The organism is Gordonia sp. (in: high G+C Gram-positive bacteria) (assembly GCF_012515855.1).
Taxonomy (GTDB): domain Bacteria; phylum Actinomycetota; class Actinomycetes; order Mycobacteriales; family Mycobacteriaceae; genus Gordonia.
Genome location: NZ_JAAYXO010000146.1, coordinates 1 through 9,602, shown reverse-complemented (window position 1 = coordinate 9,602; position 9,602 = coordinate 1). Strand labels below are relative to the sequence as shown.

11 protein-coding genes are annotated in these 9,602 nt (G+C 68.3%); 1 reads left to right on the top strand and 10 read right to left on the bottom strand.

The window, feature by feature from the left end; all coding sequences use genetic code 11:
• Window positions 1-11 precede the first annotated feature (11 nt).
• Complete coding sequence (locus tag GX543_RS10980; RefSeq protein WP_290851942.1) at window positions 12-1,676, bottom strand: long-chain-fatty-acid--CoA ligase; 1,665 nt, start codon at window positions 1,674-1,676, stop codon at window positions 12-14.
• Window positions 1,677-1,681: 5 nt separating this feature from the next.
• Window positions 1,682-2,890, bottom strand: coding sequence for a thiolase family protein (locus GX543_RS10975; protein ID WP_290851941.1), 1,209 nt, complete (start codon window positions 2,888-2,890; stop codon window positions 1,682-1,684).
• 126 nt (window positions 2,891-3,016) lie between these two features.
• Here GX543_RS10975 and GX543_RS10970 point away from each other — a divergent pair, with 126 nt between their 5' ends.
• Window positions 3,017-3,604 carry a helix-turn-helix domain-containing protein gene (locus GX543_RS10970; RefSeq protein WP_290851940.1) on the top strand — a complete coding sequence of 196 codons (588 nt, stop codon included), beginning with the start codon at window positions 3,017-3,019 and terminating at the stop codon, window positions 3,602-3,604.
• 30 nt (window positions 3,605-3,634) lie between these two features.
• Here the strand turns inward: GX543_RS10970 and GX543_RS10965 are convergent, their stop codons facing one another.
• From GX543_RS10965 to folK, 8 genes are all read right to left on the bottom strand, one after another.
• On the bottom strand, window positions 3,635-4,102 hold the full coding sequence (locus tag GX543_RS10965; protein WP_290851939.1) for a MaoC/PaaZ C-terminal domain-containing protein: 468 nt from the start codon (window positions 4,100-4,102) through the stop codon (window positions 3,635-3,637).
• Window positions 4,099-4,905 carry a type III pantothenate kinase gene (locus GX543_RS10960; protein WP_290851938.1) on the bottom strand — a complete coding sequence of 269 codons (807 nt, stop codon included), beginning with the start codon at window positions 4,903-4,905 and terminating at the stop codon, window positions 4,099-4,101. Before GX543_RS10960 ends, GX543_RS10965 begins: the two co-directional genes overlap by 4 nt.
• A gap of 13 nt (window positions 4,906-4,918) precedes the next feature.
• Window positions 4,919-5,344: an aspartate 1-decarboxylase gene (gene panD, locus GX543_RS10955; RefSeq protein WP_290851937.1), complete on the bottom strand. Its 426-nt coding sequence runs from the start codon at window positions 5,342-5,344 to the stop codon at window positions 4,919-4,921.
• Between the two features lie 5 nt (window positions 5,345-5,349).
• Window positions 5,350-6,276, bottom strand: coding sequence for a pantoate--beta-alanine ligase (gene panC / locus GX543_RS10950; RefSeq protein WP_290851943.1), 927 nt, complete (start codon window positions 6,274-6,276; stop codon window positions 5,350-5,352).
• A 29-nt stretch (window positions 6,277-6,305) separates the two neighbouring features.
• On the bottom strand, window positions 6,306-7,223 hold the full coding sequence (locus tag GX543_RS10945; RefSeq protein ID WP_290851936.1) for a DUF2520 domain-containing protein: 918 nt from the start codon (window positions 7,221-7,223) through the stop codon (window positions 6,306-6,308).
• A gap of 219 nt (window positions 7,224-7,442) precedes the next feature.
• Window positions 7,443-8,651 carry a DUF6779 domain-containing protein gene (locus GX543_RS10940; protein ID WP_290851935.1) on the bottom strand — a complete coding sequence of 403 codons (1,209 nt, stop codon included), beginning with the start codon at window positions 8,649-8,651 and terminating at the stop codon, window positions 7,443-7,445.
• 69 nt (window positions 8,652-8,720) lie between these two features.
• Window positions 8,721-9,281 (bottom strand): DUF3180 domain-containing protein, encoded by a 561-nt coding sequence (locus GX543_RS10935; protein WP_290851934.1) that lies wholly within the window; start codon window positions 9,279-9,281, stop codon window positions 8,721-8,723.
• Window positions 9,278-9,602, bottom strand: a 325-nt coding sequence (gene folK / locus GX543_RS10930; protein WP_290851933.1) for a 2-amino-4-hydroxy-6-hydroxymethyldihydropteridine diphosphokinase, incomplete at its 5' end; no start/stop codon positions are given. The genes GX543_RS10935 and folK, both read right to left, overlap by 4 nt.

The following is a 9,602-nucleotide window of genomic DNA, read 5'->3' as shown; positions in this document are numbered from 1 at the left end:
CAGCGGCGTGCTCACTGCGCGTCCTGGTAGACGTCGGCGTACTCGGCGCGCAGCACCTTCTTGTCGAGCTTGCCGACACTGGTGCGTGCCAGGGCGTCGACCCGGATCACCGTGTCGGGCAGCTGCCACTTCGCGAACTTCCCGTCGAGCAGCTCGTGGATCTCCGACAGCGGGACGTCCGCACCGTCGACGGTCGCCAGCACGACCACCGGGCGCTCCTGCCACTTGGGGTGGGCGACGCCGATGACGGCGGCCTCGGCCACGCGCGGGTGGGCGACGATCGCATTCTCCATGTCGATCGACGAGATCCACTCGCCGCCGCTCTTGACCACGTCCTTGAGTCGATCGACCACCTTGACGTAGCCGTTGGGGTGGATCGTCGCGACGTCGCCGCTGCGCCAGAAGCCGTCGATGAATCGCTCGCCGGGGACGTCGGCGAGGTCGTGGTAGCGCGCGGTGATCCACGGACCGCGAATCAGGAGTTCGCCTTCGGCGACTCCGTCGTGCGGCAACTCCGCACCGGTCGCGTCGACGATCCGCACGTCGACACCGGTCACCGGCAGGCCCTGGCATCGCTTGAGATCCCAGCGCTCCTCGTCGGTCAGCTCGGTCAGCGTGGGCTTGATGCCCGCGTTGATCGTCACGAACGGGGTGGTCTCGGTGGCGCCGTAGGCGTGGATGACGTCCGCGCCGGTCAGCTCGTAGAAGCCGCGCATCATGCTGAGCGGCGGCTCGGTGGCACCCGAGAGCAGGCGTGCGCGGCTCAGGTCCGGAGCCTCGTCGAGGGTCTCGATGTACGCCAGCATCGGACCGAAGATGGCCGGTGCACCGTTCGCGACGGTCACCTGCTCGGCGAGCATGGCGTCGACGAGCACCGAGGTGTCCTCGGCGACGTACCGCCCGGGCAGGACCACCTTGGCCGCCGCGTACACGGCCGACTGCGGCAGTCCCCAACTCTGTCCGTGGAACATCGGGGTGATCAGCATGACGGTGTCGTCGCTGCCCATCTTGATCGCTGCGACCTGCGCCATGGTGTGCAGGTAGATGCCGCGGTGCGAGTAGTAGACGCCCTTGGGCCGGCCGGTCGTGCCCGTCGTGTAGCAGGCGCTGTATGTCGATCGCTCGTCGATCTCCGGCCAGTCGTAGGCGTCCGACGCCTCGGCCATCAGGTCTTCGAAGAACACCGCGTTCGGCAGGCCCGGATCGATCTCCGACGACGGGCGGTCGGACATGACGACCCACGTCGTGACCGAGGGCGCATGCGGCGCGAGCGCGGCAGCGACCGGCAGCAGCGATTCGTCGACCAGCACCACGGACGCACCGCTGTGGGTGGTCACGTACCCGAGATCCTCGGGCGCCAGCCGCAGGTTCATCTGCAGCATGGCGGCCGCGATGCCGGGGATCGCCCAGTACAGCTCGAAATGACGCTTGCTGTTCCAGTCGAGGATTCCGACGACGTCACCCGGCCCGACCCCGAGGCCTGCCAAGACGTTCGCAGCCTGCTGGATCCGCGCGTAGGCGTCGGCGTAGGTGTAGCGATCCCACCCACCGTCGGCGGTCCGGTAGACGATCTCCTGTTCGGGGTAGGTCCGCGCGGCGTGTCGGATCAGCGTCGTGGTGTTCAGTTGGACGTCGTCGCCGTGGGTCGACGGCAGGCCGGTCACGATCGCGTTCATGTCAGTCACTCCTGATCGAGTCGTTCGATGATGGTGGCGTTCGCGGTGCCGGTGGCCTCGCAGACGGTGAGCAGCCCGAATCGCTTTCCGCTGCGCTCGAGCTCGTTCAGCAGATCGGTCAGCATCCGGGCGCCGGTGGAGCCGAGCGGGTGTCCGATCGCCACCGAACCGCCGTTGACGTTCAGCTTGTCGTCGGGAATCCCGAACTCGCGCTGGAACATCAGCGGCACTCCCGCAAAGGCCTCGTTGACCTCGAACAGATCGATCTCGTCGACGGTCAGTCCCGACTTCTTGAGCGCCTTGCGACTGGCCTCGAGGATCGCGGTGAACTGGATGATGGGATCGTCGGCCGCCACGCTCAGCGCGCGGAAGCGGGCGCGGGGACGCAGGCCGTGCTCGGCGGCGAACTCGCGGCTCGCGATGAGCAGCGCACCGGCGCCGTCGCTGATCTGCGACGAGTTGGCCGCGGTGGTCTTGCCGTCCTCGGCGAACACGGTGCGCAGGCCGGCCACCTTCTCCGGGTCGAGGTTCTCGCGAATGCCCTCGTCGCGGTCGACGACGGGAGACGAAGCGTCTGCGGGGTCGGCGTGCAGCGGAACCAGTTGATCGCGGAAGTAGCCTGCGCGGGTGGCCGCGGCGGCACGTTGATGGCTGCGCATGCCGAACTCGTCGAGCTCGGCGCGCGTGAAGCCGAACCGCGTGTTCATCAACTCCGACGACAGCCCCTGCGCCATCAGCCCGCCGGCCTCGTCATAGCGGGCCAGTTCCCGCGGGCTGTACTGCGGTCCCAGCGGGGCACCCGGCGTCATCGCGGGCGGCATCGGCACCTGCGACATCGACTCGACGCCGCAGGCCACCACCAGGTCCTGCGACCCGGCCATCACCGCCTGCGCGGCAAAGCTGACCGCCTGCTGTCCCGAGCCGCACTGGCGGTCGATCGTGACAGCGGGAACCGACTCCGGCAGGCCCGCCGCCAACACGGCGTGACGTGCCATGTTTCCGGTCTGCTGGTCGGACTGAAGGACGCATCCGGCGATCACGTCGTCGATCAACTCGGGCTGCACTCCCGACCGGTCGATCAGATCGGCGATCGTCGCGCCGAGCAGATCGACGGGATGCCAGGCACTCAGCGCACCGCCACGACGCCCCACCGGTGTGCGGACCGCCTCGACGATCACTGCTTCGGATCCGAATCCGCTCGCCTCAACCGACATTTCGTGAACCTCCAGGCATCGTTGTGAGACGCCCCACTCGACGCCCTATACAAATGTACTGTAAGCAATTGAAATGTATCGGTCAATGTTCGTTTGTATACTCTGTTTCGGAGAGGGGGACCCGACATGAGCGATCCACGTGCCGCCGACGCCGACCTGACTGCCAAAGCGAAGATCCGCAATGCGGCGCTCGACATGTATGCCGAGCAGGGCGAAGACCGGGTGTCGATGCGAGCGGTGGCGGCGCGAGCCGGCGTGACCGTCGGTTTGGTACAGCATCACTTCAAGACCAAGGACGGTCTGCGCCAGGCGGTCGACGAGCTGATCGTCGACTACCACCGATCCGCGATCGAACGGGCACCGCGCGACGGCTCGCCCGCCGAGGTCGCCGCGGCACGCGACGACGCCGTCCGCCAGATGCTCAACGACAATCCCGCCGTCATCGGCTACATGCGACGGGTGCTGCTGGACCCGAGCGGGCCGCAGACACTGCTCCGACAACTGACCGCATTGAGCCGTGATGAGGTCGGCAAGCTACGCGAGGCGGGCTTCGCCTCGACCAAGCGCAGCGTGGCCGAGCAGGTCGTCGGGATGATGGTCCGGAACGTCGGCCAACTGTTCCTTCAGCCGCTCGTCGATTCGATGTGGGATCAACTCGACGCCGATCAGAACGGCGAACCCAAGCCCACGCTGTCGGTGGACGCCAGGAACTGACGCGGCGGGGAAACTGCGGTCACCGGGGGGCTAAACAGCCGGTGTTGCGTGCACGTACGACGACACGCGCGCCCGCAGCACGGGCCGACCGGCGACCGTCAACTCCGAGTCGACGACCACCAGCGTTCGATTGCGGTCGTCGGACGTCGCCTCGACCACGGTGAGCGTGCCGGTCAGAACGTCGTCGGGGCGCACCGGACGCAGGAAGGCGACGTCGCTGACGCCCTTGCCCGCGATCACCGCCCAGTGGTCGTAGACGTCGAGCACAGACAAACGCTGCATGACCGCGAACGTGTGTGCACCGCTGGCGATGAGGCCGACGTACGGACCGTCGTCGGCAACCTGCTGGTCGATGTGAAAGCCCTGCGGATCCCACTTGAGCGCGAAGTCGATCAACTCCGCACGCGTCATGACGAACTCACTCAGCTGGTACACCCGGCCGACCTCGAGGTCGCGGCCGTAGATGCGCTCAGCGGAGGTCTGGCGTCCGCTACTCACTGCCGTCCCCTTCCGGCGCGTCGGCTGCGCTCGTACACCCGACGCAGACCGTCGAGCGCCAGATACGGGTGATGGGCGGTGATGGTGCGACATTGATCGACCATCAGCGGCGCCAGGTAACCGGTGGCCACTACGGTCACGTCGTCCCCGTCGAAGCCGGGGACGTCGTCGCGAATTCGCTGCACCAATCCGTCGACCTGCCCGGCGAACCCGTAGATGATTCCCGACTGCAGCGCCTCGACGGTGTTCTTGCCGATGACGCTGCGCGGCGGCATCAGCTCCACCTTCCGCACGGTGACGGTGTGCTCACTGAGCGCCTCGACGGCCAGGTCGACGCCGGGCGCGATGACGCCGCCCAGGAACTCCCCCTTCGCGGAGACCGCGTCGATCACCGTCGCGGTACCGAAGGCGACCACGATGCACGGTCCGCCGGGGTAGTTCTCGTGCGCCGCGAGGCAGTGGGCGACGCGGTCGGTTCCGACCTCTTTCGGGTTGTCGACGAGGAGTGGCACACCGGTGCGAACCCCGGGTTCCAGAAGCACGTGCGGACCGTTGCCGAAATACCGGGGAGCCATCTCGCGCATCTCCCGCAGCAGCGACGGCACGGTCGAGAGGCCGGCGACCGCCGTCACCTGCTCGATGTCCGGTCCCAGCAGACCGCGCAGTTGCAGCGCAAACTCGTCGGCCGTCAGATGCGGTTGCGTGTGGATGCGCCAGTCGCGCACCAGTTCCGCGTGATCGCCGGAGCCCGCGAACACCCCGACCTGGATGTTCGTGTTTCCGACGGTGACGGTGAGCAGCACGGGTCTGGGCGGGTCAGACCGACGCGGCCGCGAGGGTGCGCGGATCCTTGAGGCCGGAGCCTTCGGGAACATCGGCGGGGTCGTCGCCCAGACTCACCGGGCGGTTGTCTGCGTCGACGAACACCACGTGCGGCGAGTACTCGGCCAGCTCGGCCTCGTTCATCACGCCGTAGGCGATGATGATCACCAGGTCACCGGGGTGCACCAGGTGCGCTGCGGCACCGTTGATGCCGATGACGCCGGTACCGCGCTCGCCGGCGATCACGTAGGTCTCGAGACGGTTGCCGTTGTTGATGTCGACGATGCAGACCTGCTCGCCTTCCATCAGGTCAGCGGCGTCGAGGAGGTCGGCGTCGATGGTCACCGATCCCACGTAGTGCAGGTCGGCCTGCGTCACCGTCGCGCGATGAATCTTCGACTTCATCATGGTTCGGAACATCGGGATTACTCCTCTTCCTGGGTGGCTGTGTCGCCTGGAGCGGTCGAATTGAAAGCGTTGTCGGTCAGGTCGGCGACCGCCTCCGGGTCGCGGAGGTCGACGCCGATCATGACGCCGACGTTGTCGATCAGTCGTGCGGGGCCGACGCGAGCGGCCACCAGCAGTCGACCGTCGCCTTGCTCGGGTGCCTCCTGGAGTCCACGTCCGCGCAGTTCCAGGTAGTCGACCTCGATCTGCGGGGCGGTGTCGAGCACAGCTCGCGCCGCGGCGACGACGGCGTCGCGACCGCCACCCGCAGCGTGGGTCCCCGCCAGGAGCGCCGCGGACAGGACGGTGGCAAGCTCTCGCTCGTCGGCCGACAGGTAGCGGTTGCGTGAGGACAGCGCGAGACCGTCGGCCTCGCGGACCGTCGGGACGCCGATGATCTCGACGTCCATGTCGAGGTCGCGGACCATCTGGTTGATCAGGACCAGCTGCTGGTAGTCCTTCTCGCCGAAGTACGCCGCGTGCGGTGCCGCGATGTTCAGCAGTTTGTTGACCACGGTCAACATCCCGGCGAAGTGGGTGGGACGTGCTGCGCCTTCCAGAATTGCGCCGGCCTCGCCCGGGTGGATGGTGGTGCGCGGCCCCGACGGGTACATCGACGACGCGGTGGGCGCGAACACCAGTTCCACGCCCAGCGGCTCCAACAGAGCGCAGTCGGCGTCGAAGGTGCGCGGGTAGGCGTCGAGGTCCTCACCCGCGCCGAACTGCAGCGGGTTGACGAAGATCGACACGATGACGACGTCGCACCGCAGCTTGGCCATCTTCACCAGCTGCAGGTGTCCCTCGTGCAACGCACCCATGGTCGGCACCAGCGCCACGCGCTTGCCCGCGGCGCGCAGCACCTTGGTGACGCGGTGCAGCTCGGCCGGGTCCCGGTGCACGGTCATCGCGCCGGGAGCGTAGGGGGCGTTCTCGGTCACGACGTGGCCTCCAGCAGGTCTCGTAGTTCGGGGTCGGCACCGCTCTGCGCCGCAGCGCGGGCCGACAGGGCTCGGTATCCGGTGACGAGACGCTCATCGGGCAGGGCCGCAAGGCTCGCCAGGTGGCGTCGGACGGTGGCGGCGTCGTTGCGCGCGACCGGACCGGTCAGCGCCGACGGCCCCATGTCGAGGACGTTCTCCAGGGAGGCACGGACCAGCGGGCCCAAGACGCGCGCGGCAATGCCCGAGTCCGGCCCGTCGACGGTCGCGGTGTCGCGGCGTTGCCCGTCGACACCGGCGATGGCCACGTCGAGCGCACTCATCGCATCGGTGATCAGCGCGATCAGGTTGTTGGCGCCGTGTGCCAGCGCGGCGTGGTAGAGCGTGCGGTCGGCTTCGGCGATCCGGACCGGTGTGCCGCCGATCTCGAGGACCAGCGCGGCGGCGATGGCATCGCCGATCTCGTCGGTGGAGGTGATCCCGAAGCACGACGACGCCAGGCGCGGCGTGTCGTCGGAGGTGCCGACGAATGTCATGGCGGGGTGCATCGCGATGCCGATGACACCGAGACGGGTCAGCGATTCCAGAATCGCGACGCCGTGGGCGCCCGCGGTGTGGGCGACGATGGTTCCGGGGCGGGGCGATGCCGCGGCGATCTGCTCGACGACGCCGGCGATCTCGGTATCCGGGACGGCGACCACGATCAGCTGGGATTCTGCGACGACGCCGCCGATGTCGAGGACGCGAGCCTGCGGAAGGCGCGTTGCTGCGCGGTGCAGCGAACGCGGAGAGCGTGCGGTCACCGCAACGATGTCGTGACCAGCGGAGGCCAGCGCTTCGGCCAGCGCACACCCGACGCGACCGGCCGAGATGATGCCGACCCGCAGACGTGCCGGAGCCATCGGTGAATTCACCGCCGTTCCTCCATTCCGTTCCAGTCCCGCCTCGCGCCCTGGAGGGCGCACGGGTACCAGACGTTCACTGGACACGATAGGCCCGTGCGCCTAGACGCGGCTACGACGTGTGACAACTTTCACGGCAGTGGTCGGGCGGGACGTCGCTCGATGGAAAACGTCCGTTGGAACCGGCCCCGAGGCGGGGCGATCCAACGGACGCTTCGCGTGCGTGGCGACTCAGTCCCGACGGCGCCGACCGCTGCGGCCGGAGCCGTCCGACGCGGCGCGCAGCTGGCTCAACAGTTCGCTGGCCGGCCGGCCTGCCGAGTGGGCGCCGTCGTCGGTCTGCGGCGCACCCCGGCGACCTGCCGCCTGCTGGTCCGGCTGGACAGCGGGCTGCGGTCCGGTCTGCGGCGGGACCGGCGGGGGCTCGTACGCCTGTGCGCCGTAGGCCACACGCTCGATCGGGCCGGTGTGCTCTGCCCGGTTCGGCTGCTCGGAATACGCCCGCGCTTGCTGGTACTGAGCCTGCTGTCGCTGGTACTGCGCCTGCTGGAACTGCTGCTGCTGAGCCTGCTGATATTGCTGCTGGGCCTGTTCGTACTGGGCCTGCTCGTACTGGGCCCGCTCGTACTGCTGCTGAGCTTCCTCGTGCGGGGCCTGCTGCTGATCGTGCTGTTCCTCGCCGTACTCCGACTCGGTTTCGTCGTGTTCGGGCTCGGTGAACGCCTCGGAGTCGACCGGCTCCTCGTCTTCAACCGCCGCGTAGCCGGCTGCCTCGTGCCCGGGGTCCTCGGTCACGACGGGAATGATCTCGGTGAGCTCGGCTGGATCGACCACTTCGGCGTCCTGCGGCTCATCCGGAACATGACGGCCGGTGTCGGCGGGCGGCGCGGTCGTGGCGAAGTCGCGGTCGGCCACCACCCGGTCGTCGGCGTCGGCCATGGTGTAGCCGGCCCCGGCCAGCCCCGAGCCCAGCTCGCGGGGACGGTCCAGTCCGATCGCGGCGCGAACGTCGGGCAGCGGCTTGCCGAGCAACTGCTCGAGGCTCGCGCGCAGCGCCAAGACCTGAGTCTTCAACTCTTCGAGCTCGACGTTCGACTCGGCGCTGAGCTCGTGACGGATCGCCGACTCGACGTCGGACTCGTACTGGCGGCGCGCTGCGATCTCACGTTCCAGCTGGAGCTCGTAGACCAGGCGCAGATCGCGGCTTCGTGACTCGGCGACATCGGCCTGCCGCCGATACTTCGTCACCAGAACGGCGCCGATCACCGCCGCCCACAGCGCGGCGATCACGGCGAGCGTCGCCGGGATCGAGAAGTCGTTGCCGAACACCATCAGGAGGCTGGCCGCGAGCGCCAGCACCACGAACAACCCGATGAGCCATTGCCCGGCCGAGGACGGTCGTTTCTTGTTGGCCTCTTCGGATCGTTCCTTAGTGGTCATAGAGGCAAACTTACCGCCCAGCGCAGTGGGACGGACGTCACCTCGTCGCCGTGTCGGACATTCCTGCTGTTAAGCGGGCGTCGGAGCGTTGTCCGGGGCTGCGTCGGAGGCATCGGCGGTCGGATCGTCCGGCGCCCGACAGCAATGCTCCAACCACAGGGCGGCGATCACCAGGAGCACGCCGCCCACCAGACCCACGATCGCGCCCGGGCGATCGGCGCGGGCGACGTCCAGGATGCCGTTCTGCATCAGGAAGACCAGGATTCCCGCCCAGCCGCCGACTGCGACGGCACCGAGGATCGCCGACGCCTTCGCCAACGCCACCAGCCGCGCCGCATTGATCGGGTGCAGCTGACCGTTTGCGGACCCGATCTCCCGATCGGCGACGCGTTTGCGGACGATGAACCCGATCACCGCTTCGAGCAGCGCGACCACATACAGCGAGATGCCCGCCAGCCACGGCAGGCTCGGGAAGGCGCCGTAGTTGTAGTGGATGAGGATCCACATCGCGATCCCGACCACCGCGGCCACGGCGAGCAGGTCGCGCACGCGCGTCGGGCCCAGCTTGTGATCGTCGTCGGGGTCGCTCGACTGGTTCGCCGCCCCGCCGCCGAGACCCTTCTCCGTCACGACAGCGCCGCCGTCCGGCGGACGGCGGCTACCTCGTCACCGTCGATCTCCGCGATCAGCTCCCGCACCGAACGCACACCGTCCGGCGTCCACAACACGGCTTCCGGGTCGATCTGCAGCCACGGGACCAGGACGAACGCCCGCTCGCGAGCCCGCGGGTGCGGCAGTGTCAGGGTCTGGTCGTCGGAGATCACCGGGACGCCATCCACCTCTATCGCCACCACATCGACGTCCAGGGTGCGCGGACCCCAGCGAACCTCACGCACGCGTTCGGCCGCGCGTTCGAGCTCCCAGCAGAACTCCAACCACTGGATCGGCGTG